At 47.4% G+C, this 23,105-nt stretch carries 14 protein-coding genes and 1 tRNA gene; 7 read left to right on the plus strand and 8 right to left on the minus strand.

Annotated features, from left to right (window positions below; all coding sequences use genetic code 11):
* Positions 1–101: 101 nt before the first annotated feature.
* Together GK108_RS15535 and GK108_RS15540 are read right to left on the minus strand one after the other, a co-directional pair.
* Positions 102–1,394 (minus strand): amidohydrolase family protein, encoded by a 1,293-nt coding sequence (locus tag GK108_RS15535; protein ID WP_163950101.1) that lies wholly within the window; start codon positions 1,392–1,394, stop codon positions 102–104.
* Positions 1,395–1,433: 39 nt separating this feature from the next.
* A complete protein-coding gene (locus tag GK108_RS15540) occupies positions 1,434–4,487 on the minus strand; it encodes an amidohydrolase family protein (RefSeq protein ID WP_163950104.1) in 3,054 nt (1,017 codons plus the stop codon).
* A gap of 374 nt (positions 4,488–4,861) precedes the next feature.
* Between GK108_RS15540 and GK108_RS15545 the strand changes: the two genes are divergently transcribed.
* The 3 genes from GK108_RS15545 (at position 4,862) to GK108_RS15555 (ending at position 9,849) form a co-directional block, all read left to right on the plus strand.
* Positions 4,862–6,097: a BamA/TamA family outer membrane protein gene (locus tag GK108_RS15545; RefSeq protein WP_163950108.1), complete on the plus strand. Its 1,236-nt coding sequence runs from the start codon at positions 4,862–4,864 to the stop codon at positions 6,095–6,097.
* A 138-nt stretch (positions 6,098–6,235) separates the two neighbouring features.
* Positions 6,236–8,074 carry a glycosyltransferase family 39 protein gene (locus GK108_RS15550; RefSeq protein WP_163950113.1) on the plus strand — a complete coding sequence of 613 codons (1,839 nt, stop codon included), beginning with the start codon at positions 6,236–6,238 and terminating at the stop codon, positions 8,072–8,074.
* 11 nt (positions 8,075–8,085) lie between these two features.
* On the plus strand, positions 8,086–9,849 hold the full coding sequence (locus GK108_RS15555; protein WP_317166533.1) for a hypothetical protein: 1,764 nt from the start codon (positions 8,086–8,088) through the stop codon (positions 9,847–9,849).
* A gap of 168 nt (positions 9,850–10,017) precedes the next feature.
* Here the strand turns inward: GK108_RS15555 and GK108_RS15560 are convergent, their stop codons facing one another.
* The 3 genes from GK108_RS15560 to GK108_RS15570 form a co-directional block, all read right to left on the minus strand.
* A complete protein-coding gene (locus GK108_RS15560) occupies positions 10,018–10,932 on the minus strand; it encodes a YihY/virulence factor BrkB family protein (RefSeq protein ID WP_317166534.1) in 915 nt (304 codons plus the stop codon).
* 402 nt (positions 10,933–11,334) lie between these two features.
* Positions 11,335–11,418: transfer RNA gene (locus tag GK108_RS15565), tRNA-Thr, on the minus strand.
* A 135-nt stretch (positions 11,419–11,553) separates the two neighbouring features.
* Positions 11,554–13,815, minus strand: a complete 2,262-nt coding sequence (locus GK108_RS15570) for a DUF349 domain-containing protein (RefSeq protein WP_163950116.1) — start codon at positions 13,813–13,815, stop codon at positions 11,554–11,556.
* Positions 13,816–13,910: 95 nt separating this feature from the next.
* On the opposite strand from GK108_RS15570, the gene pdxH reads away from it, so the two are divergent.
* From pdxH to acs, 4 genes are all read left to right on the plus strand, one after another.
* Positions 13,911–14,552: a pyridoxamine 5'-phosphate oxidase gene (pdxH, locus tag GK108_RS15575; protein WP_163950120.1), complete on the plus strand. Its 642-nt coding sequence runs from the start codon at positions 13,911–13,913 to the stop codon at positions 14,550–14,552.
* Positions 14,553–14,694: 142 nt separating this feature from the next.
* Complete coding sequence (locus GK108_RS15580) at positions 14,695–16,266, plus strand: MFS transporter (protein ID WP_163950125.1); 1,572 nt, start codon at positions 14,695–14,697, stop codon at positions 16,264–16,266.
* Between the two features lie 49 nt (positions 16,267–16,315).
* Complete coding sequence (locus GK108_RS15585) at positions 16,316–16,537, plus strand: DUF6814 family protein (protein ID WP_163950128.1); 222 nt, start codon at positions 16,316–16,318, stop codon at positions 16,535–16,537.
* Positions 16,538–16,626: 89 nt separating this feature from the next.
* Positions 16,627–18,522 carry an acetate--CoA ligase gene (acs, locus tag GK108_RS15590; RefSeq protein WP_163950132.1) on the plus strand — a complete coding sequence of 632 codons (1,896 nt, stop codon included), beginning with the start codon at positions 16,627–16,629 and terminating at the stop codon, positions 18,520–18,522.
* A gap of 62 nt (positions 18,523–18,584) precedes the next feature.
* On the opposite strand, the gene GK108_RS15595 is transcribed toward acs, so the two are convergent.
* The 3 genes from GK108_RS15595 to GK108_RS15605 form a co-directional block, all read right to left on the minus strand.
* Positions 18,585–20,867, minus strand: coding sequence for a DUF7133 domain-containing protein (locus GK108_RS15595; protein ID WP_163950134.1), 2,283 nt, complete (start codon positions 20,865–20,867; stop codon positions 18,585–18,587).
* An 83-nt stretch (positions 20,868–20,950) separates the two neighbouring features.
* On the minus strand, positions 20,951–21,589 hold the full coding sequence (locus GK108_RS15600; RefSeq protein WP_163950137.1) for a 3-keto-disaccharide hydrolase: 639 nt from the start codon (positions 21,587–21,589) through the stop codon (positions 20,951–20,953).
* Positions 21,590–21,594: 5 nt separating this feature from the next.
* Positions 21,595–23,100 (minus strand): RagB/SusD family nutrient uptake outer membrane protein, encoded by a 1,506-nt coding sequence (locus tag GK108_RS15605; protein ID WP_163950140.1) that lies wholly within the window; start codon positions 23,098–23,100, stop codon positions 21,595–21,597.
* Between the last annotated feature and the right edge of the window lie 5 nt (positions 23,101–23,105).

Consider the following 23,105-nt stretch of genomic DNA (forward strand, 5'->3'; position numbering starts at 1 on the left):
AACGGAGTAAAACGTTGGTTGCTTTTATCGGGCGCAAAGTTCATAAAAAAACGGGGCGCTCAAAAGCAACCCCGTTGTTGTTACGCTAAGTAATTGTTAAACTACTTCTGCTCGTATTTGTCTTTATAGGTTTTATATAAACGCTTATGACGGTCGTCCAGATTAACTTTCCGGCCCTGAATGAATACCTGCTCGACTACGTTGGTGCGCATATCAAGGGCATCGCCCGCCGACACGAACAACGTAGCCTGCTTGCCTTTTTCGAGCGTACCGACCAGATTATCGATGCCCAAAATCTTGGCATTGTTTGAGGTAACCATTTTCAAGGCTTCTTCTTTATCCGTTACACCAAAACCAGCTGCTGTCCCAGCCTGAAACGCCAGGTTCCGCGTCCGCCACCAGCCATCGGCATAGCTCAATCCTACCAGAACACCTGCTTTCTGAAGAATACCGGGTTGACGATAGGGCATATCAACATCTTCGTCTTCCCGATTTGGTAACCGGTGCAGCTCGCCCAGAATAACCGGTACGTTGTTTTCTTTCAGGAACGTAGCGACTTTATGCGATTCTTCGCCACCAACAATAACGATCTTGGGAATCGCCAGCGACTTGGCAAACTTAACGGCTTCGATGATGTCTTTGCTGTAATCGGCCCGAACGTACAGGTTCTGTTTGCCCGAAAACACGCCCCGCATCGACTCAAACTTCAGGTTTGTTGGCGTCGGATTCTGCATAGCCAGATACCCCTTAGCTTCCGCGAACGTAGCGAGCAAGGCACTCATCGCTTCAGTACGTTTCTCATTTTTCTGAATCGTCAATGAGAAATCTTCGAAGTTGAAGTTACGGGCAAAATAGCTCGGCCAGTTTACCCAGATGCCGTCGTCTTTTTTCAGAACCGCATCTTCCCAGTTCCAGCCGTCGGTCATCATCACGCTTGAGCTTCCCGACACGGTTCCGCCCTGGGGCATGGCCTGAGTCAGTAAAACGCCGTTATTACGAATGGTTGGAATAATTTCAGAATCCGTATTATAGGCAATCAGAGCCCGAATGTTCGGATTTAATTCGCCGATTTCCTGCTTATCGACGGTTGCTTTTACGGCACCAATCTCCTGCAAGCCAACAGTCGAAGCCGGAGAAATAATACCCGGATACACGTGTTTGCCCGACACGCTGATTACTTCAGAACCGGCAGTTGGCGTACTACCGTCGCCGATAGCTGTGATGACGCCTTTATCGAAAACGACAACGCCGTTCTGGATCACCTGACCATTGCCCACGTGAATGGTGGCTCCGGTCAGCGCGATTGCCCGCTCCTGCGGTCTTGCCGGAGCAGGATTCTGGGCGTAGCTCGTAAGAACGCCCAGTGCTAATATTGATGTTAGTATGTGTTTCATTGTGATTACGTTTTCGGCTTATGCTGACAACCATAAACCTTATTTACCTTCCTCCTCACCTTCAGCCATGACACCCTCGATATCTTCGCAGTGCCACATGCGCGACCGTCTGAACGTTGGGCGCTGCGTTGGCGAGCCGCTGGCTTTAGCCGACAGTGTTTTCTGGATCAATCGAGCCCGTTCAGCCTGCATGGCTTCGCGTTTTGCTTCTTCGTCTTTCAGGCTGAAATACGTAGCGCCTTCGATCATGGTAATTTCAGGGCGGGCATAGATAGACAATGGGTGCGCATTCCAGAGAACCAGATCGGCATCTTTACCCACTTTCATGCTACCCAGCCGATTGTCGAGGTGCAGCAATTTGGCCGGATTCAACGTAACCATTTTCCAGGCGTCTTCTTCTGGTATACCACCGTATTCGACCGTTTTTGCGGCTTCCTGATTCAAACGACGGGCCATTTCAGCATCGTCAGAGTTGATGGAAACCGTTACGCCCATACGGTGCATCAGCGCAGCGTTGTACGGAATAGCATCATGCACCTCCATTTTGTAAGCCCACCAGTCGGCAAACGACGAACCACCAACACCGTGTTTCGCCATCTTGTCGGCCAGTTTATAGCCTTCCAGAATGTGCGTAAACGTATTCACTTTAAAGCCCAGCGAATCGGCCACTTTCATCAGCATGTTAATTTCTGACTGCACATAGGAGTGACACGTAATGAACCGTTTTGCCGATAAAATTTCAGCCAGCGCGTCCAGTTCAATATCCCGGCGGGGTGGAATAGCGGTTGTTTTTTCCTTCGCACCAAGTTTGTTATAAGTCGTCCAGCCTTTTGCATATTCTTTCGCCCGCGTAAAGTGGTCCATATACACCTGCTCGACACCCATCCGGCTTTGCGGGAAACGCACACCGGCACTTGGGTTATTCGACTGTTTTACGTTCTCACCAAGCGCAAACTTGATAAAACCATCGGCTCCTTTGAGCAACAACCCTTCCGGTGACTCACCCCATTTCAGTTTCACAATGGCCGATTGACCACCAATGGAGTTAGCCGACCCGTGAAGCAATTGCGACGTAGTGACACCACCCGCTAACTGGCGATAGATATTGATATCTTCCGAATTGATTACATCCGACATCCGAACTTCGGCCGAACTCGTCTGACCGCCTTCATTGATTGTCAGCAAGGCAATGTGCGAGTGTTCATCAATAATCCCCGTTGTCAGGTGTTTGCCCGTACCGTCGATCACTTTTACGCCAGCCGGAGCCGACAAGCCTTTACCTACTTTGGCAATTTTACCATCCTGAACCAGTACGTCGGTTTCGGTCAGAACACCTTCTTTCTCGTTCGTCCAGACGGTAGCATTCCTGATCAGCACATTTTCTGACTTTGGCTTCTGCGCATTGCCCATCCCAACAAACGGATAGACAACCGCCGTTGACGACGTAGCCGACGTAGAGCGGGCAGCTGTAACAGCGGTGGTCGATAATGGCGCATCGCCTGATTTGGTGGCCGACCACGTTATTTGTTTTCCATCGGGAGTTTCGCCTTCACCTTTCACGCTGGTTGGCGAAGTAAAGTAACCCGTCAGACGAGTCGTTCCCGAGCCAGGACGGCGGCTAAGCTGCGTCTGAATGGAGATAATTTCTCCGCTAACGGCAACTTTAGGAGTGATTTTCGTGGTATCGATAACAATCTGATATTCTGGCTTATCGGCGCTTTTACCGGTAACATTCAGCTTTACGTTGCTTTGATTGCCAATCGTTAACTGCCAGCTTCCGCGCAAATCAACCACATCTTTCTGATTCACGATGTACTGCTTGCCCCGAATCCAGTTTTCATAGATCACATTATCGGCACCGAACAAATTGCCTGACGTAATAATGAAGCTGGCCACACGGCCTTTCTGCAGAGAACCAACCATATCCTCAGCCTTCATCAATTTGGCAGGTGTTGTGGTTAATGCCTCCAGTGCTTTTTGTTCCGACAAACCGTTTTCAATGGCTTTACGCAGGTTTGCCCAAAAATCGGCTTTGTTTTTCAGCCCGGCGGTTGTCAGCGCAAACGGAATATTAGCACTGGCTAACCGACTGGCATTCAAGGGAGCCATTTCCCAGTGTTTTAGCTCCGATAACGCTACGTTGTCAGCGTCCCAGGCATCTTCAACATCGTAAGGCTGCGGAAAATTAATGGGGATAATTAACGAAGCACCCGTTGCTTTGATTTCGTCAAGGCGCTGGTATTCGTCGCCCCCTCCTTTGATAATGTACTGCACTCCGAACTCGTCACCGACTTTATCGGCCCGTAATACACCCAGTTTATCGTTTCCTTCAAAGATGGCAGGCAGCGATTGGTTTCGGTTTAAAGCCTCCAGGGATAAGTTCGACTGTTCTTTGTTGCCACCCCGCTTGTACCAGTCAGCATCGTATAACGCCTGACGTAGCAAAGCAACCGAACCCATCATTGAATTCGGATAGCTCTGCCGCGACGTACCCTTACTGAACGAGTAGTGCGCAGCTGCATCCGATTTCAATACAAGTGTATTTTCACGGTCATCGGCCAACGTAACCAGCGCTCCTGTTCCCCGAACGATGCCATCGTGTGGGTGGGTGAGTACCGTGCCAAAACCTAACTTACGAAGCTCGTCCGCTTTGGCAGGTGTTGCTTTAAAGAGCTGACTAGCACTGTTTTCGGGCTGAACGGCCTGATTCCAGTAATAAGCTCCTTTTTTGTTCGACTCGATTTGTGGTACGCCACCTCGTCCTCCGCCGGGAGCCGCTCGGGGAATTTCGGGCATGCCGTAATCGGAGTAGATGTCGATCAAGGCTGGGTAGATACGTTTCCCTTTCAAATCGGCAATAACCGTTCCGGCGGGTACACTGACATTGGTACCTACCGCTTCAACACGGCCATCGCGAATTAAAAGGGTAGCATTCTGCAGTGTCGTTTGTGGGTCAACGACAATTGTTGCGTTGGTAAAAGCATACAATCCTGGCCGTTCGTCATAGACACCATTACGCGGAAAGGTTGTCTGAGCCACAGCAGAATAGGCCAATCCAGCCGCCAGTAGTGCCGTCAGGAAATGTCTTCTCATTGAGACTGATTGATTAGTTGATGATTGGGGTTAACTGCCAAAATTACGGAATCTATCGTCTCTATTTTTCTTTTTCAAAAGAATATATTGCCCTGGGTCGCTTTTACCAATAAAATACTGTTTCATAAACAATAGTTATTATCCAGCAGCTACTCAATCGAGCCCATAAGGTTTATCAAACACCTTACAGTACGTCTGATTGCCAATGGCGCTCACAAGAATTCTCAACATACAGTAAGCCGATTCGCACTTTAACTATTTTTTAACGGCTGATTATCAATCAAAAAGCATAAAATTGGTTTTTATTTTTGGTGCAGTCCTGTACGCTGGCAGCTATTTCAAGCTATTACTTTAGTCTATCCATTTTCCACCTTATGAGAGCACTCGCAATCTTTATTACGGGCTCGTTATTTATACACTTATTCTCCCACACTAATCTGGCTTACTGTCAGTCTATCACCGATACTACCAGTACGTCCTTCGATCCGCGAAAACCCAGACCGGAAAAAGATGTGGCTGACGTTGTCAGAAAGTGGTTTCCTGGTCTACCAATTTCTCCGCATGACTCAACTTCGTTTCTGGACGGAAAACGTTTTGTTCTCGTTCTGCCTCAAGTCGGCTATACGCTTCAAACACGCGGATTAATTGCACTTGTGATCAACACCGCATTCAGGCAACCGCGTGCCAATCTATCATCGATCACGGGCAACATTCAGTACACGCAGAATAAACAGGTTATTTTTACGACTAATTCGTCTGTATGGAGTTCAGACAACCGAATTGTCTGGAATAACGACTGGCGATTGATGCATTACCCACAAGCTACGTATGGGTTGGGAATGTATACCTCCACCGACCGGGTAATCAATATGGACTATGCTTACTTACGGCTCTACCAAAGCATACTAAGACGTTTATCAAGAAACTTGTATGGTGGTTTCGGCTACGGACTCGACCTTCACTGGAATATCGATAGCTATAACAGCCATCGGGAAATCACCCGAATCTCACGTTACGCTGCTGGTGTTCAGGGACGCTCCATATCGTCGGGTCCAACGATTAACCTTCTCTACGATAACCGCCAGAACGCACTAAATCCAAACGGAGGTCTTTACATCAACGCTGTCTTTCGGGCCAATACTCGCTTGTTGGGTAGTGACGAAACGTACCAATCGATGCTTCTCGAAGCCAGAAAATATATACGTTTTCCTGCCCAGTCAGAGAATATTCTGGCTATATGGTCATACAATGCATTCACAGTCAGTGGCACTCCTCCCTTTTTAGATTTGCCAAGCACGGGATGGGATAGCAATGGTAATGTTGGCAGAGGCTTCATACAGGGACGTTTTAGAGGAAAAAACCTGTTGTACGCCGAAACTGAATATCGTTTTCGTATTTCCAGCAATCGGCTATTGGGGGGCGTCGTGTTTGCCAATGCACAAACGGTGACCGAGTTAACCAGTAAGCAATTTGAAAAAATTGCTCCGGCGGTTGGAGCTGGTTTACGGTTTAAGATGAATAAAATTTCACGTACGAACCTATCCGTTGATTACGGCTTTGGTCTGGATGGGTCTCACGGCTTATTTTTCAATTTGGGCGAGGTTTTTTAAGACACCTCTGCATAGTTTTTCACGTCTAGCAGGCTCATGTTTGCCCAAACCCATCTTAGCAATTCTCACAAAAAATCCAAACCAAATAATTAACTTAATACAGACAAGTGACGACAAAAAAGATTATTTTTGTCGATTATGACCCACACTTCAATTGCTGCCCACCAAACGATAAGCGCCCGCCGTTCCAGTCCAGTTATCACACCTTTCCCGTACACTCGCCTGCTACTGATTGGTATCCTGCTCATGGCGCTGTTTCTACGTCTACACAAAGCTAGTGTACACGGCTTATACCTCGATGAGAAGTTTACCCTTGTAAATACCCAAGGGATATCTCTGGAAGGATATAACCAGCACGATGTATTTTTCACACCAGGCAAGACCTATTTCACCCCGAAAGAGTTCTGGAAAGAAAAACCGCTGAAAGATTATATCCGGGCCATTATCCAAACGGATATTGGTAATAGCCCTAGCCATTATGCATTACTTTGGGCCTGGATTAAGGTTTTCGGCTTAAGTGATCTTTCGATCCGAATGCCCTCCATTCTGTTTAGTACGCTCATAGTCGGCCTAATTTTCGGGATGGTCCGTCGGTATTTTCGTTCCGAGCCCTTAGCCCTGATCTGTGCCGCACTGGCGGCTGTAGAGCCCTTTTTTATTGCCTACAGCCATATGGCCCGCAACTACTGCATGACTATTTTTTTGACCCTGCTGGGCACTTATCTTTTCCTTCGCATACTGGACCGACGCGCCGAGGGCAAACAACCGATTGGGCTTTACATTGCTTACGGGCTCTCCTTTGCACTAGCTACACTGGGACATTACCTGGCCATTACTATTTTCTTTTGCCATGGTATTTATCTCCTACTGTTCAACCGCGACCTCAAAACGTATATAGGTATGGGTATGAGCTACTTAGGAGGGGTAGTAAGCTTAGTTTTACCCTGGTTTGTATTCGGCGGAGGTAAATATACGTTTCAAACACTGGCCTATCAGGCCAAATTGTATGGAGGTCTGGCACATACGAATCCGTACAACAACGGTTTTGGCATTATTCTGCCCGCTACTGTAGGGAACATCGTCAAGAAATCCATTCCCATCTGGTCCGACTTGTTCTTATTTTCAAATGGTTTTTCGACCGAAACACTGGCCTTCCGAAATTTGATCATTGCTTTTGCGTTAGGCACAGCAGCTGTGGTGATCATTCATCGCTTCGGTTCCCGTGCTCACGATCAGAATACGCCTGGCTGGGTTAAATTAGCCGTACCTACATTATTGGTCGTTGGTTTTGCCCTCTACACTGTACAGTCAGCTCGTTTGCTGGTGGCCGCTGCCGTACCTATCTTTTTGTATATGCTTTATCTGGCCTCTATCCGCTATAGAGCTCAGTCTAAACGCCAGTTTTTAGTTTTGCTGGTTCTGCTAACCATCGTACCAACTCTATTTCTGATCCTAATGGCTGTCCGAAATGGTCATACCTATGGCATTACTCAGCGGTATTCGGGTTTTTCCTTCCCTTATGCTATTATTTTGGGAGGTCTGATTCTCCAGCGCATCTTTCATCAGCCTTTATATCTAAAGGTGATTTTAGCAGCTGTTTTGTTAGTTCAGAGCTATTTTATTGGTGAGCTTCTGTACCGAATCTATGAGGATCAGGCTCCCAAATACACCTACTATGGGCGTTATCGGATAAAAAACCCCTACAATACGGCGGCCGAACGTATTAAGGCACAGTATGCTCCTGGCGACACGGTGCTTTACCCATCCCCTCGAACGGCACCACGGGACGAAGTAGAAAACACCTACACACGGCATTCGATTATTGACGCTCAGTACACTAATTTATATCTTCCCAAAGACGCGACTTATTACCAGCGGTTGGATACTACACAGACCGATCGTATCATTTTGGTTAAAGGACAGTCAGGTAAGAGAGTCGTCATTTTCGATTTCGAGGGTACCAAATATCGTTATTAATCAGCTCTTTCGTGTTTCGTTCGCAGTCAGCACCATCTTCCAGCCCAACGCCCCGCCAACGGTCTTTGGGCTGGTTCCCGTTGATAGGTTGGCTATGTCTACTCCTGCCAATCCTCTTTTTCGGGATTTCCTGGTATAGCTACGCCATCAGTATTCCCAAGTGGGATGATCACGCGCTACGTGCCTTTTTGTTTTATTCTGACCAGGAAGCGTCACTAACCGGAAAAATTTATCAACTCTTCCGACAGCACAATGAACATCGAATTGTTTACGACCGACTGATTACAAAGCTCGACTACTGGTTATTTAACCAGCTTAGTTACACTCATCTAATGGTTGTGGGCAATCTGAGCCTGGTAGGATTGCTACTTTTATTCATAGCCATAGTACACAGAGCAGGTCGTCCAATCCTATACGCTGCGCCAGTTTCATTGTTACTCTTTAATTTGTCACAATGGGAAAACATGTTTTGGGGCATGGCCGCTTTACAAAACTTTTCCATTGTATTATGGGTATTGGCAACGTTCTACTTTTTAAGTTATACGCGTCAATTGGGTCTGGCTTTTATGCTGGCTGTGCTGGCAACGATCACCAGTGGCAATGGACTACTTGTTTGGCCTTTAAGTATCTTTATTCTTGCCTTACGTCTGGGTGACTATCCGGATAGAAAACGTGGAATTCGGCAATTAATAGCCTGGATAGCAGGCTCCGTTTTTGTTCTTGCGCTTTATTTTACTGGTTTCGAAAAGCCTGTTAACATTGCTTATGTCCAACCTGGCGCTATTGATCTACTAAAAGGATGGTTTGCCGTGATGGGGGCATCTGCAGAAGCCATCCCTGTTAGTCCTTCCCTAAAAGTATGCGTGCTTATTGGTGGGCTGCTAGCTCTGACAACATTTGTTATAACGCTTGGCACCATTGTGCGATATTGGCGGTCTATTAAGGATAGCAGTTCTTACGTCTTCTCTTCCGCGCACCGACCCACGCATTCCTGGCCACCCATTCTACTCTTCTTCTGGAGTTGTATCGCTTTTTTAGTAGGAACAACGCTCATAGTAGCCTGGGCACGTACTGGTTTTGGAGCGGACTTACTAATTACCAGCCGTTATAAAATGTACTCGCTAACGATGCTGGCAGTATTGTATGTGTATCTGGTCGTAATTCTTAACAATCGTTTAGCTATCTGGACGTTGGTCAGTGGCTTTATCGGGAGTTTAGGATTCGTCGTTATTTCATACTTAACGTTTCTCAATGAAACTATATGGTGGCGGCACTGGCTTACGACCAACCAGTTTAACTGGACATATCTTACGAATAAGGCAGACGTGACTTTTGATCCTATTACCCAGCAATACACACCCGCTGTAACCGCTTTTTATGAGTCGGCACTGCCGGTTATTTTCGGTACAACTCAGCAATCACCCATTCGCTTGAGTGTTAACAAGACAGCAGAGGGATTTTCTGTCTACAATACAACAATGGCTTCTGAGGGATTAAAAGATGAAGGAAACTATTTGGTAGCACGTTCCTCCAAGCGTACATATTTATTTCCAGTGTGGCAGAATCAACAATCAATTTTTAGGGCAGCTTTTCTACCTTCCAGGTTATTTGTCAAGGGTTTTAAAGCCGACATCACAGCCAGTGAGATGCAACCTGATACCTACCAACTATTCGTTCTGTCGGTTGAGCCTGACAACAGGTATACACTTTATCCAACAAGCCAAACCATTGTGTCAGCAGGGGCACCTGTTGTAACAGACACTAAGAACTGGTAATTTGTGTCAACTTAAACAATGCGAACATACTATTATTGACGCACAGTAGTCAGGAGCACTCTGCTCCTAGAAATCTTAGCTTGTCCTTTTATTTTATCCTTTATACGAACCGCAACTATCGCGCAATGAGTTGGCTGCGTGTATAAATCACTTATAATGTCACTGAGTTTACGACACTGAATTATTATCAACTTCGGTGATTTCATACGCTACGGCATGAGCGCCTGGTTTGGCTTCCTGGTGAATCCACTCCGCATAGTAGCGGGTAAAACTGGCCCCATAATAGAAAATTAAGGAGGCATAAAAAACAAATAGTAGAACCAGAATGATACCCCCAGAAGTGCCATAGAGGGTGCGAACCGGACTTTGAATCAAGAGTTGATCCAGCACCTGTTCGCCAAGCTCAATGAGTATACTCGTTACTAGTCCACCCATCCAAACAGCCGACCAGTGAATCCGAATATCGGGTAGATACTTAAACACAATAGCCATCCATACCGTCAGTGTACCGATTGAGATTAAATGATTACCCATAGCCTTCATCCAGCCGTACGTCAGAGAGTCAAACAGTATCTGTTCATGGATATGGACTAATGCTTGATGAATAGCCAGTGATGCAGAAATTAATATCCCCGAAAAAAGAATAATGCTAATAGCAATAAGCCGATCAAGTAAACTATACCACGTGTTTCTAGTAGCAGCCTGTTTTACGCTCCAAAGCTGATTAAGCGAATTTTTTATAACGGCAAACAAGGTAGTTGAGGCTAGTAACAAAACAAATAGGCTCAATACCATCGATAAAGTAGTATCAGGCGCATGCTGAAGATTTTGCGAAATAATCCGTAGTTCACGAGCGCTCTGGTCACCAAACAAATCGGCTAGTTTACGAACGAGTTGCCAACGTACTCGCCGATCATTGCCTTGCAGTAGCCTGCCAAATAGTTGACTCAGAATAATTAGTATGGGAGGTAGGGCAAAAAAAGAAAAGAATGCCGTTGCCGCAGCCATCCGGATTGGATCGTTTGCTTTCAGGTTATTAAAAGCCTGAACCGTTATTCGCAAAATGGGCGTAGCTTTTCTCACAATGTATAGGGCATAAACTATATCAGGCTAACGGTCTGTCGAACGACATAGTTTAATCAGCCGGATGCATGTACAGACAACGCACATCACCTAGTATCCGATCTACGACCGGTATAGCACAATCAGCATCACCTAAGTTATTGATACGTCGGTAGGCTAATCAGTAATTGCTGGAATTAAACGGCGGGGATTGGCTCCAATAGGGTTACCGAGTGCCAGATTACTATCGCAAGTTGGTATTCTGTTTTAGGAAGCAGCAGAATCAAGCTATTTACACTACCCTAAAACAGTAGCCCACAAAACTGCTTGAATAGCAGTATGGATTTGGTAGTTATGAGGGATAAACCAATTTCCATGCAAACAAAAAGCCGCCAACATTACTGAAGGCGGCTTGTGTTACTGAGCCAGTGGAGGGATTCGAACCCCCGACGCGCTTGCGCATCCTGATTACAAATCAGGCGGAATCGACCGCTATCCGACACTGGCGATCCCTTTAACTCGGCGATCAAATAACCTATCCCCGAATTGTGATGCAAAAGTAGGGTTTTACATTTAAAAACGCAATACCTTACTAAAGTTTCTGCTTCAAATTTTCGAAAAATTTAAAGCAGAAACTCCTTCCTAAGCCTGAACAACCTTCAATTGATGGCGTAATTCGTCCAGTTGTTTCTCAGCATCAGCGATTTTCTTATCAATATCAGCTCGCAGCTTATCGGCATTTTTCGACCGGGCAAAGAATTCAATATTGTTACGATATGTAGCAATATCATTCTCGATTGCCGTAATACGCCGACGAATATCGTTTTCACGCTTGTTTAACGTATTATCACCCCGATCGCGGCCACCCGAACGAATCACTTCAGCTTCATTCTGAAGCATGACGCGCTCTTTATCTTTAGCCGGAATCTTACCCGTTGCACCAACCAACGCATTAACAGCATTGATATAGCGCTTTTGGGTCGACTGCATGTCTTTCTTAGGTACAAACCCAATGGCATTCCATTCTTTCTTGAACTCGTTCAGTTCTGAAAGATCGGCGTTTTCATTGGCTGCGGCTTCAATCCGCTCAATAAGGGCAACTTTCTTGGCCAGATTGGCTTCAAACTCTCGCTCCGTTTCCTGATTTTTCGAGCGCTTTTTGTTGAAGAATGCATCACAGGCCGCTTTAAAGCGATCGAAGATAGTATTCTTCTGCTTCTCTGGAACCTGACCAATATTCTTCCACTGGCGCTGCAGTTCAATCACAGTCTGCGTAGCTTCCGGCGATTCTTCACCCGATGCAAGAATGGCCTCAACCTGCTCGCAGAGTTCCGTTTTAGCCCGCAGATTTTCTTCGCGCTTGCTCTCCAGCTGCTTAAAGAACTCGCCTTTATTATGGAAGAACGTTTTCAGCGAAGCCCAGAATTTCTTGCTCAACTCCTTACCTTCTTCGCGAGGCATCGGCCCTTTGATAGCATTCCAGCGATCCTGAAGCGCCATCACAACCTTTGTTTTATCGTTCCAGTCGTTAATGCTGTTCGATGCAAAGGAAGTCAACGGAATCAGTTCTTCGTAGATAGCAGATTTCTCTTCGTAGAGCTGCGCCGATTCTTTCCGTTGTTCGTTGGTCTGATCGCGACGTTTATCGTACAGTACGTCCAAAGCCGCTTTCATACGTCCCCAAAGAACTTCCTGTTCAGCCTTCGGAGCCGGACCAATATGCTTGTACTCTTCAAACAGAGCATTCGCTTCGTCGATAAGCTGGCGAGTTACGGGATTCTCTTCAGCCGCTTTGGCCATTGCCTCCACTTTCTCGATCACTTCCGTTTTTAACGTAGCATTACGTTTCCGATCCAGTTCTTTCAGCTCAAAATAGATATTTCGATTGCTGTAGTACCTGTCAACAAGCGCGTGATACGTTGCCCACAACGTAGCGTTATGCGGTGAATTTATATTGCCGGCCGCTTTCCACTCGTCCTGAATTTTCTTGAACTCGTTCCAGCTTGTTTTTGGATCACCAGCGTTGCTTTCATCCGTTTCCACTAACTCGCGCAGGCGGGTCAGTAGTTCTGTTTTAGCCGCAAAATTGTTGTCCTTTGCTTTATCAAGATTCTGGAAGAACGTATTCTTCTGGCTCTTGATCTGCTTATACAAATCATCGAAACGCAGGATCGACTCATCGTATTTATACTCGAAACCTTCTTCAGATCCGGTGTCGGCCATGTAGGCCTGTAGCGCTGTTTCACGTTCGCTCCGTTTTACCTGATCGAACAACGGCTTCACTTCCTTCAGCACCTGATCAGCCTTCTTAAAGTCGCCGGGTGTTACGGCTGCTACACTAACGGCCGCCAGCTGTTCTTCGAGTAAATGAACGAAATCAGCTTTTGAAAACTGACTATAGTCGACCGTAGACTCTGCCGCATTTTCTTCTTCCGTGTCAGGAATATCAGCGTATTCGACCGAAATTTCACCACCGCTCGTTGTTTCGGTAGCTGACTCTTCAGCCGGAGCCGCTGTTGCAGCAGGTTCCTCGACGCTATTAGCTGGCGCGGCCTCTGGAGCCTCCTGCACAGCTGCAGTTAGTTCGTCAGACGTAGTACCTGGTTCAGCTGGTGTAGCTTCCGTCGATGCGTCCTCTGTCTCAGCCGATGTATCGTCCGAGATCGTAGTAGCGGTTGGGGTGTCGTTAGGTGTATTTGTTGTTTCCTCAGTACCAGCGGATTCTGGTTCTGTTTGGGCAGATGGAGCTGGCGAAACATCGACCGATTCGGACGTAGTTTCAGTGCCCTCGACTACCTGTTCAGATGTCGTCGTGGTATCTTCGGGGGTATTAACTGCCAGCGTTTCAGAGGCCTTATTGGCTGCCTCTGGCTGCTGGTTAATTTCCTGTTCTTGGTTTGCCATGTTGGGAACGTACCGATTACTTTTGCAAAACTACGACAATATGCGGATTTTCCTGTACTCCAGCCGTTGAAAAGCCGTTAAACAAACCACATAGTATGCCGTCGACAATCAGTGATTTACGGAAAGAATATACGCTAAACGGTTTAGACAAGGCCGATGTTTTAGCCGACCCGATAGCTCAGTTTCGTATTTGGTTTAATGCAGCCTTACAAGCTAATGTTCCAGAACCAAATGCCATGTACATTAGCACTGTTACGGAAGATGGACGCCCCGACGGACGTATCGTTTTGTTGAAAGATATTCTGGACACGGGTTTTGTTTTTTACACAAACTATGAAAGCCGTAAAGGAAAAGAACTGACAAGCCATCCCTTCGCGGCTATTACGTTTTTTTATCAGGAACTAGAACGTCAGGTCCGTATCGAAGGCCGGGTCGAAAAAGTCAGCCCAGAACAATCAGACGATTATTTCAACAGTCGTCCACGCGGTAGTCAACTCGGAGCCTGGGTATCGAATCAAAGTTCTGTTATCGAAAACCGTGACGTTCTGGAAACCCGTCAACACGAACTGGAATTCCGGTTTGCCGATCAGCCCATACCCCGTCCTCCTCACTGGGGAGGCTATCAGGTTATTCCCGATGCTATTGAATTCTGGCAGGGTCGTCCAAGCCGACTCCATGATCGAATTCGCTACCGAAAAGAGAACGATAACTGGATTATTGAGCGGCTGGCTCCCTAATCTGTTTCCCGTCGATATTGGATGTTAGACAGTAAGCTTTTTCCAGCACGAATCTACTCACTAACATCCAATATCCATTGATACGGTAAAATTGCCCTCCTGGTTGCTTTCATGGACAAGAATCTTCTTTCGTCCCCGTCTCATGGTCGGCAAAAAAGCCAAAACCCAGCAACCTGTCTCCAACAGAGCCCTATTCAGTGTTATTTCGGCGTCATCTGTAGGCACACTTATTGAATGGTACGACTTCTATATTTTCGGTAGTCTGGCCGCCATCCTTTCATCCCAATTTTTCCCAAAAGATAACCCAACGGCTTCACTGCTCTCTACCCTCGCTACGTTTGCTGCGGGGTTCGTCGTCCGTCCGTTTGGCGCGCTGGTTTTTGGGCGGCTTGGCGACCTGGTTGGTCGAAAATATACCTTCCTCGTTACGTTGATCCTGATGGGTGGGTCTACGTTCGCCATTGGTCTTATTCCAGGCTACGCTACGATTGGTTTCTGGGCTCCCCTGCTCGTGCTGTTGCTACGTCTGATTCAGGGGCTTGCGCTGGGTGGCGAGTATGGTGGAGCCGCCACCTACGTAGCCGAATACGCCCCCGAAGGCCGACGCGGTTTCTACACGAGTTTTATCCAGACAACCGCTACGTTAGGGTTGTTTGTATCGCTTGGCGTCATTCTGATTACCAGGGAAACACTGGGTGTTGACGTATTTTCGGATTGGGGCTGGCGCGTACCCTTTATCCTGTCGATTTTGCTGGTAGCTGTATCTATCGTTATTCGGATGAAAATGGCCGAATCGCCTTTGTTTTCAAAACTGAAAAGTGAGGGAAAGATCTCGAAAAATCCGCTCGCAGAAAGCTTCGGCAAAAAGCAGAATCTGAAAATGGTGCTGCTTGCTTTATTTGGCGCTACGGCCGGTCAGGGTGTTATCTGGTATACAGGGCAGTTTTATGCGTTGTCGTTTATTCAAAAAGCCTGTAACATTGAGTTTGTTCAATCCAACGAGATTGTCGCGATTGCGCTACTGGCTGCTACGCCGTTCTTCGTCATTTTCGGTGGCCTTTCTGATCGGATTGGTCGTAAGAGTATTATGCTGGCGGGTATGTTGCTCGGCGTGCTAACGTATCGGCCGATCTACGATAAAATGTATAGTCTCTCCGATTTAAGCATCCGCGACGAATTGACGGACGCCAAAACCATCAGCCGTAAATTGACCAAACAGGCCAATGGCGATTTACTCACAACTGCTACAACCACTCATTTTTATACGGACGGATTAGTAGCCAAAGACATTGAAAAAACTGTTACATCGGCCAATAAGTCAGCACAAGTTTCTCCGCCCGAACTGACCAAAGCGGTGACCCTGCCCGACAGAAGTCTGTGGCTGATGATATTTCTGGTATTTGTACAGGTGCTCTACGTAACTATGGTTTATGGCCCAATTGCAGCGTTTCTTGTCGAATTGTTTCCAACGAGAATCCGCTACACCTCCATGTCCTTACCGTATCATGTCGGAAACGGAATTTTTGGAGGGCTAACTCCTTTTATTGCTACAGCGCTGGTGGCTACTGCCACCAAAGCCAACGAAACGGCACCCGGTTCGGTAGCCAAACCCTATCTCGAAGGTTTATGGTATCCCATTCTGGTGGCCACCGTTTGTTTTGTTATTGGGGTGTTATACCTGAACAACAAGACATATACAACAGCCGACGATTAAACCAGCCATTCCTTACGTAGACGTTCCATCTTTCATTCGTCTTTTATACATGAACATTCTAAAAAAATACCTCGGCCTTATCTGGATACTGCTTGGTCTTTACGTTGGCTACGACCGGATTGTTGATAGCCTCGAAAAAATTGGTAGCAATAAGCTTGAAGATCAGGTATTCGGCTGGGTTATTCTCTGCATACTAGTCCCTATTGTTGTTGGCGGGCTGATTCTATTCGGAAAATATGCGCTCGATGGAGAATATAATTCTAACGAGTGAATTAGTGATTAATTGAAGGAGTCAATAGTTTTGCCATTGGTTATCCGTTCTTTTATACAATCACTAACTCGTTCAATCGCTAATTAATTATGCGTATCCGAACCTTTGACGAGTACCAGACAGCTTATCAGAAAAGTGTTGACGACCCAGAAGAGTTCTGGGCCGAAATCGCGCAGAATTTTCAGTGGCGTAAACCCTGGACTAAAACCCTACAGTGGAATTTCACCGAACCAAGCGTAAAGTGGTTCATCGGTGGCAAACTCAACATTACCGAAAACTGCCTCGACCGACATCTGGCCGAGCGCGGTGACCAGCCTGCCATTATTTGGGAACCCAATGATCCAAATGAAGCAGGCGTAACCCTCACCTATCGGATGCTCTTCGATCAGGTTTGTCGGTTTGCCAACGTACTGAAACGTAACGGCGTGGTTAAGGGCGACCGCGTTTGTATTTACCTACCGATGGTCCCTGAGCTGGCCATTGCGGTTCTGGCCTGTGCCCGAATTGGCGCCGTTCACTCCGTGGTTTTTGGCGGTTTTTCAGCGCAAAGCATTGCGGATCGTATCAATGATGCACAGTGTAAAGTGGTTGTTACAGCCGATGGCGCGTATCGGGGGAATAAAGAAATTCCGTTAAAAAGTACGGTCGATGACGCGCTGATCGGGTGCCCAAGCGTGCAGAAAGTTATTGTGATGACCCGGACCCGCACACCAGTATCGATGCTGAAAGGCCGCGACGTGTGGTGGGAACAGGAAGTTAAACAGGTTACGGCCGATTGCCCTGCCGAAGAAATGGATGCTGAAGACATGCTCTTCATCCTCTATACCTCCGGTTCAACGGGCAAGCCCAAAGGGGTGGTTCATACGTGTGGCGGCTACATGGTGTATGCAGCCTATACCTTCCAGAATGTCTTTCAATATGAGCCAGGGCAAATTCATTTCTGCACGGCCGATATTGGCTGGATTACGGGCCATAGCTATATCGTTTACGGACCGCTGGCCTGTGGCGCTACGTCGATTATTTTTGAAGGCGTCCCTACCTACCCCGACTACGGTCGTTTCTGGGATATTGTTGACAAATACAAGGTCAATATTTTGTATACAGCCCCAACCGCAATCCGTTCGCTGATGGGTTTTGGTCTGGAGAAAGTTGACAACCATGACCTGAGTAGCTTAGACGTATTAGGTTCTGTGGGTGAACCAATTAACGAAGAAGCCTGGCATTGGTACGACGACCATATCGGCAAAAACCGCTGTCCCATTGTCGATACGTGGTGGCAAACCGAAACGGGTGGCATCCTGATTTCGCCCATAGCTGGCATCACCAAAACCAAACCTACCTACGCTACGTTGCCACTACCCGGTGTTCAGCCTATTCTGGTCGATGAAAACGGGAAGGAAATTGAAGGAAACGGCGTAAGCGGGAACCTCTGCATGAAATTTCCGTGGCCAGGCATACTACGTACCACCTACGGAGACCATGAGCGCTGTCGGCAAACGTACTTCGCTACGTATCCAGGTCTTTATTTTACGGGCGATGGCTGTCTGCGCGACGAAGATGGCTATTATCGCATTACGGGCCGGGTCGATGACGTTCTGAACGTATCAGGCCACCGCATTGGTACAGCCGAGGTTGAAAACGCCATCAACATGCACACGGGTGTCGTTGAAAGTGCGGTCGTCGGTTATCCGCACGACATTAAAGGACAAGGCATCTATGCGTATGTTATTACCGAAGGGGATGCCGGTGGTCACGATGCCGAATTAACCAAGCGCGACATTCTGGCAACGGTGAGCCGGGTGATTGGCCCCATTGCCAAGCCCGACAAAATTCAGTTTGTATCTGGTTTACCCAAGACTCGTTCGGGCAAGATCATGCGTCGGATTCTCCGCAAAATTGCCGAAGGGGACACCAGTAACCTTGGCGATACAACAACCCTACTCGATCCGGCTGTGGTTGACGAGATCAAAGCCGGAGCTTTGTAGCTCAACAAGGCTTCCCGAAAGACCCGGTAGAGATGCCTGGAACTTTCGGGAAGTTTTTTATTCTACTTCTTCGCTTTTCGTAATTCGTCCCGCTCTCTAAATAATTCCTCCCAGGTCCAGGGTTTCGTCCGGCTGGCCGTTTGTTCGCGTATTTTTTTCACCTGCTCCGGTTTAACAATTACGAAGTTGTTCATGTAACCCGACGACATTTCGGGGAAGCTCTGCATCCCTAATTCCAGCCGAACATAGGTCAGTACCGACGCGATCCATTCGTCGCTGTTGGTTCCCATTGGTGGCATCATTTCGTGATACGTAACGCCGTCGACAGGGCCGGTCAGGCCATGAAGCATAATTTTGACCACTTCGTCCCGATTCTCAAGTAGCTTGAATTTACCAGCCAGATGCGGAGCAATTTTCGTAGGTGTCCCCTGTCCCTGCGAGCCGTGACACGTAGCGCAGAGTGATGTGAAAATCTGAGCACCTTCCCCAACCAGTTTCCGATCGGCAGGATTCAGTGCCTGCAACCGACTGCTCCCTAATTGCTTGGCTTCTTTTGCTTTTGTCAGTGTTTGCTCGATACTCGTCAATACTACGTTTTGGTTATGTTTTTCCAGGATTGCCTTTACAATGTCTTTTGCTTTTTCAGATTGGCTATAACTCAATGACAGCACCAGTTGAGAAAGCACATCGTTGCTAGTGTCATTTTTCAGCTCATCCAGTTTAGCCAGAACCTGACTATCATTGTTGCGAATCGACGGCTCACTGATCCAGATGGCAGCTTTTCGTAGTTCGGGTTCTTTGTCGGCCAAACACGTCAAAAGCAATGGTTTATCAATAGCCTCCAATCCTTCCAGCGTCCACAAAGCATGGAGCCGAGCCACTTCAGAAGGAGTTTCAGGCAACGGTCCTTTTTGCCCCAATGCGACTTGTTTTAGCGACTTGACTACCGATTTATCGTTCCGGACAATGATTTCTTTCTGTGCATTATCGCGCCACCAGCCGTTCGGATGCGCCATATACGTAACGAGTTTAGCGGTTGGTTCCCGGAGCATAGTCGGAGCGGAACCGGGCTTGATGCCGTCGTACACGACTCGGTAGATACGTCCCCGCTTTGTATTCTTATCCAGCCCTTTCGTCATGATCTGATTGTAGAGATAACTACCCGGCTGCGCCCATGTCGACTCCTGAATGATGCCCCTATACATATCCAGAATATACAGGCAACCATCGGGTCCCGTATACGTATTGATCGGGCGGAAATTCATGTCCGTCGAAGAAATAAATTCGTCCTGGTGGTAGACATTCGAAAGCAGAATTTTACCATCCTTGTTCTCAATGTTTGCCCGACGGATAATACGCGCCACGGGTTCCGTAACGATATAGTCGCCAAACATAGATTTAGGTAACCGATCTCCCCGAAAAACAGACTGCCCACAGATCGACGTAAAGCCAAACATGGTGCTGTCGGAACGTAGCGTTTTAGGCCCTCCGTTCACATCCGGCGTTTTTATGGCCGACCAGACCTGACCAAAATCCTTATCGAATGCGTCGGTGAAATCGAGTTGGCCATAAGCCGGATTGATCTGAAAGCCGGACGCTGCAATTCCCGATGCCGCCCGACTAAAAAATAAACGCCCATAATCATCGTGTGTCAGCCCCCATTGCCCGGATGCTACAGGTAACGTATCGGCTTTAAGCACACCGTTTTTGTACCGAAAGCGAATAGGATCGATGGTTTCATAAATCCAGTTATCGAGGTTCCAGTCGAGGCCGCTACGTTGATGTTCTACGTTGCCAAAAGCCTTGCGCGTACTCTTGAAAACGGGTCTTTTTTTATCCGCTTTCCCATCGCCGTTCGTATCCTGATACGCATAAATGTCGTATGAATTCGTTTCGTTGACCAACAACTCTTTCCCAACAGTCAGAATGGCGCGCGGCATCAGCAGCTTGTCGATAAAAACGGAGCTTTTATCCATCTTACCGTCACCATTGGTATCTTCCAGCAGCATAATCCGGCTTCGGGGTTCATCCTGACCCGTTGCCAGCACCGTTTGCATGTAGGTTTCCATCTGCGCTACGTATAAGCGGCCATTACCGTCCCACGCTAATGCCACGGGTTCCGAAATCATGGGTTCGCTGGCTACCAGTTCGAGGTGATAGCCTTTAGGCAAACGAAATGTTTTCAGACTCGCTTCGGGCGACAACGGGACAGTCGATGGGTTTTGACTAACCGTTCGGGGCGTATCAAACGGATCTTCCTGATCATCAGAAATCGATTGATAGGCTGTCAGGAAAAGCATCGTCGATAGAACGGAAACCGTGATAATCCAGTAAGTACGTTTCATATAAATGGTTTTTCTGTTGACAGGATTGACAGGATTGTTCCGAGCTTAAAACCCTCTTAATCCTGTTAATCCTGTCGAAAAAATTAAGGCAGTTCTTCGATGTCAATATCCTTGTAGGTCACCTGCGTTACGCCATTTCCGTGAATCTGAAGCCCAATCAGCCCCGACTGCGGAATCGTTACGTCCGGCTCCGTATAATCGACCGTCTGATTACCATTGACATACAAGCGAATTCGCCGATTTTCAGCCCGTATTTCATACGTATTCCAGTCGTTCAGCTTTACCCATTTGGCCATTTTTACCGAATCTAGTTGCGCTAGCGTTTTATTACGACGCGACTCGTCGTACAAACTCCCCCAGTATTTGGCCCCCCAGTCGGCCTGGTAGCCCATCATTTCGTAAGCGGGTTTGGTCAATCGCTTACTTCGGAATTGAACACCTGCATTCACGAACCCTTTCGTACCCGTCAGGCGGACCTTCAGACGTAGTATGAAATTGGCATATGAGCGGGTAGTACACAGGAAATCGTTGTGAGGCACCATAGCTCCTGTTCGCCCGGCCGCAATGGTCCCATTTTCGATCCGCCAGGTAGTCAGCGTATCGCCCTCCCAGCCCCGAAACGTTCTCCCATCAAAGAGTACCCGCTTTTTCGGCAGATGAACAACCTTAAACCCTGTCAGCGCAATTGCCACAATCACGGCTATACATACGAATTGCTTCATCAGTTTTAGTAGCCCGGATTTTGTTTAAGATCAGAGTTGATGACGATTTCACCAACTGGAATTGGGTACAGCAGATCCCGCTCCGTTACGTTAAAGGCATTCGCCACCGGCGCGCTACCTGCCGGGTAATAATACGCCTGCGGATTTGCCTTCACTCGCGCACCAAATGCCGACATCACCTGAACGGCCAGACCGCTACGTACCAAATCGCGCCAGCGTTTGTTCTCGAACGCCAGCTCGACCCGGCGTTCGTTCAAAATAGCGGTTCGCATGTCGGTTTGGCTGTTTGCTTTTGTAGCTCCCAATCCGGCCCGAGTTCTCACCTGGTTTAGAAAGCCAGCCGCATCACTTGTTTTTCCCTGTTCATTAGCTACTTCAGCAAGCATCAGCAACACCTCGGCGTACCGATAAATTGGGCCGTTATCGGCAGTTTGATTATAGACCGAATGCGGGTGAATGTACTTTTTGATGTATGGTATGCGATTATACGTTACACCAATAAGTGGGGATGTACCCGTATAAAAACCAATAGAAGCCGAAAATCGCTGGTCTTTCAAAGTATCTTCGTAAGCACGCAGCATCTCAGGCGTTGGTATGTTAAAACCGCCGTTTGTTTGCTGGGTAGCCGGTTTTACGCCCGTAATAACCGATGGGTCAGGCAATACAGGGATAAATAAATACGGCAGACTATTGAAAATGGCCTGAGAGGTTCCTTCAGCATATTGCACATCGAAAATAATCTCGCTGTTAGCCTTATTGGTCGGCTTATAAATGTCCGCGTAGTTCGGCAAAAGACTATAACCCAACGTCGTTACGGTTTTCAGTGCGGCTTCGGCTTCTGGCCACGATTTCTGATTGATATACGCGTCGGCCAACAGCGTTAAGGCCACTCCTGACGTAGCACGGCCGGGCGCTGATGCTTTAGTGGGTAACAGTTTTGACGCAGCATCGGCATCAGCAATGATCTGCTTATAGATGTCCGAAGCCTCCGAGCGTCCCTTAAACGTAGTCTGGTACGACGTAGCGGGGTCTAAAAACAAGGGCACTCCACCAAAGTTTTTTACCAGATCGAAATAAGCAAATGCACGCAGAAACAGAGCCTGACCTTTCAAATTGTTTTTAGCGGTTGCATCGAACGTAGCCGCATCGATGGTTTTCAACATCAGATTCGCGCGGGCAATAATCAGGTAATCATTCGTCCATTTTCCCGACGTATTACCATTGTTCGTTTCCAGCGTAAACGTAGCGGCATCTTCCTGCTGTTTGTAGCCCCGTTGCGCGATGTTATAGATGAAATACGTATTATCGGAACGCATTTCGTTCAGAACCCAGTCCTGATTATAAAGCCCTTGTAAGGGTGCATACACCCCACCAACAGCCTGTTCAAAATCTTGCTGCGACTGGTAAAAGTTATCCGCTGTTAATGAGGTTTCGGGAACAACATCCAGAAAATCACTACAGGAGCTAAGTACAATGGAAAGGAAAGCTATGGCGATGAGTTTGATTTTCATGACAG

Source organism: Spirosoma terrae, assembly GCF_010435915.1.
Classification (GTDB): domain Bacteria; phylum Bacteroidota; class Bacteroidia; order Cytophagales; family Spirosomataceae; genus Spirosoma; species Spirosoma terrae.

What these genes read in the sequence shown, in the direction of transcription:
- GK108_RS15545 (WP_163950108.1), top strand. Translation starts at nt 4,862, where the DNA reads ATGAGAGCACTCGCAATCTTTATTACGGGCTCGTTATTTATACACTTA.
- GK108_RS15600 (WP_163950137.1), bottom strand. Translation starts at nt 21,589, where the DNA reads ATGAAGCAATTCGTATGTATAGCCGTGATTGTGGCAATTGCGCTGACA.
- GK108_RS15535 (WP_163950101.1), bottom strand. Translation starts at nt 1,394, where the DNA reads ATGAAACACATACTAACATCAATATTAGCACTGGGCGTTCTTACGAGC.
- GK108_RS15550 (WP_163950113.1), top strand. Translation starts at nt 6,236, where the DNA reads ATGACCCACACTTCAATTGCTGCCCACCAAACGATAAGCGCCCGCCGT.
- pdxH (WP_163950120.1), top strand. Translation starts at nt 13,911, where the DNA reads ATGCCGTCGACAATCAGTGATTTACGGAAAGAATATACGCTAAACGGT.
- GK108_RS15605 (WP_163950140.1), bottom strand. Translation starts at nt 23,100, where the DNA reads ATGAAAATCAAACTCATCGCCATAGCTTTCCTTTCCATTGTACTTAGC.
- GK108_RS15570 (WP_163950116.1), bottom strand. Translation starts at nt 13,815, where the DNA reads ATGGCAAACCAAGAACAGGAAATTAACCAGCAGCCAGAGGCAGCCAAT.
- GK108_RS15580 (WP_163950125.1), top strand. Translation starts at nt 14,695, where the DNA reads ATGGTCGGCAAAAAAGCCAAAACCCAGCAACCTGTCTCCAACAGAGCC.
- GK108_RS15540 (WP_163950104.1), bottom strand. Translation starts at nt 4,487, where the DNA reads ATGAGAAGACATTTCCTGACGGCACTACTGGCGGCTGGATTGGCCTAT.
- GK108_RS15595 (WP_163950134.1), bottom strand. Translation starts at nt 20,867, where the DNA reads ATGAAACGTACTTACTGGATTATCACGGTTTCCGTTCTATCGACGATG.
- acs (WP_163950132.1), top strand. Translation starts at nt 16,627, where the DNA reads ATGCGTATCCGAACCTTTGACGAGTACCAGACAGCTTATCAGAAAAGT.
- GK108_RS15585 (WP_163950128.1), top strand. Translation starts at nt 16,316, where the DNA reads ATGAACATTCTAAAAAAATACCTCGGCCTTATCTGGATACTGCTTGGT.